The sequence below is a fragment of the Microcystis sp. LE19-10.1B genome (assembly GCF_027530565.1).
GTDB classification, from domain to species: Bacteria; Cyanobacteriota; Cyanobacteriia; order Cyanobacteriales; family Microcystaceae; genus Microcystis; species Microcystis aeruginosa.
Genome location: NZ_JAPZQM010000123.1, coordinates 1 through 1,205, shown reverse-complemented (window position 1 = coordinate 1,205; position 1,205 = coordinate 1). Strand labels below are relative to the sequence as shown.

The 1,205-nt window shown below is 40.6% G+C and carries 3 protein-coding genes; all 3 read left to right on the top strand.

Features of this window, described 5'->3' with window-relative positions; all coding sequences use genetic code 11:
• The first annotated feature begins 258 nt into the window (after nt 1-258).
• The gene (locus tag O9332_RS04475) at nt 259-474 is read left to right on the top strand and encodes a hypothetical protein (protein WP_061430354.1); all 216 of its coding nucleotides are present in this window, start codon (nt 259-261) and stop codon (nt 472-474) included.
• Nucleotides 475-479: 5 nt separating this feature from the next.
• Nucleotides 480-764, top strand: a complete 285-nt coding sequence (locus O9332_RS04470; protein ID WP_002764224.1) for a type II toxin-antitoxin system RelE/ParE family toxin — start codon at nt 480-482, stop codon at nt 762-764.
• 225 nt (nt 765-989) lie between these two features.
• Entirely contained in the window at nt 990-1,151 is a 162-nt protein-coding gene (locus O9332_RS04465; protein ID WP_288023870.1) for a hypothetical protein, read from the top strand.
• The last annotated feature ends 54 nt before the right edge of the window (nt 1,152-1,205 follow it).

The window sequence follows — 1,205 nt, the reverse complement described above, 5'->3', positions numbered from 1 at the left end:
CCAGTCGATTCTCGATTCTCAAGGTCGTGTAATCGGTACTTGGGCCGATGTGTTAAACCGCGCTGGTATCGGTATGGAAGTAATGCACGAGCGTAATGCACACAACTTCCCCTTAGACTTGGCTAGTGGTGAACAGGCTCCCGTAGCTCTGATTGCTCCCGCTATCAATGGTTAATTCCTAGTCTGAACGAAAAGGCACTCCCGCGAGGGGGTGCTTTTTTGTTGTTAGAATATAAGGTGGTTTTTTGAGGTTAAATTATGATCAGTTTAGAACAAGCTTTAAATACTGTTGAGCAACTATCTTTAGAACAACAGGAAATGTTATTAGAAATTTTACAAAATCGTTTACTTGATATTCGCCGTCAAGAAATTGCCAGAGATGCTAGGGAGTCAATTAATGCTTTTCATCAAGGAGAATTTAAACCTCAACCCCTAGAAATTGTTCTGAGAGAATTGAGAGAAACTTTAGAATAGATATTATGAGAGAACTGGTTTTAACGCCTAAATTTAAGCGGACTTTCCGTAAGTTTGTTCTCAGAAATCCTCAACGACAGAAAGCGATTGAGAAGACATTGGCACAAATGAGGGAAGATATTTATTTTTTGAGCTTGGGAACTCATTCATTAAGAGGGGAATTATCGGGACTTAAAGCTTGTTCTTGTGGTTATGATTGCCGGATTATTTTTTCTATAGAAATTGAGCCAGACACCCAGGAAGAAGTTATCATTTTACTTGACATTGGTACTGATGATGAAGTGTATTGATAAAATAGGAAAAACTAGAAAGCGATCCTGCGGGTTTCTGCGTTGCGGTACACATATATTTATAATAAAATAAATTTCGCTCTCTTAGGTTTGGTAGGTCTAAGATACAGTCCTGGTGACGAGCGAGTGGAGCAAACCACAAAGACACAAAGGACACAAAGATTGATCGCTCTTATATAACCCACATTCCGCACCCTAAGTGTCACAACGTCTCAAAAGAGGAAGATGCCTGAGTCAAAATACTTATCTAGAGGAGTGAGTTGGCGGCAAGCTGCCGGCAACAAAGCCGAAAATTTCAGAGTTCCCCCGGTCATTCTCAATAAACAGTGCTTGTTGAGAATGGCTGGGCAATCAGACTTAACATCTAGCGTCGAGATGTTCGAGTAGTGCTTAAGTTTTGTCACCCCTTGAAGTCAATCCATCTGGTCAAGATAAGAGATA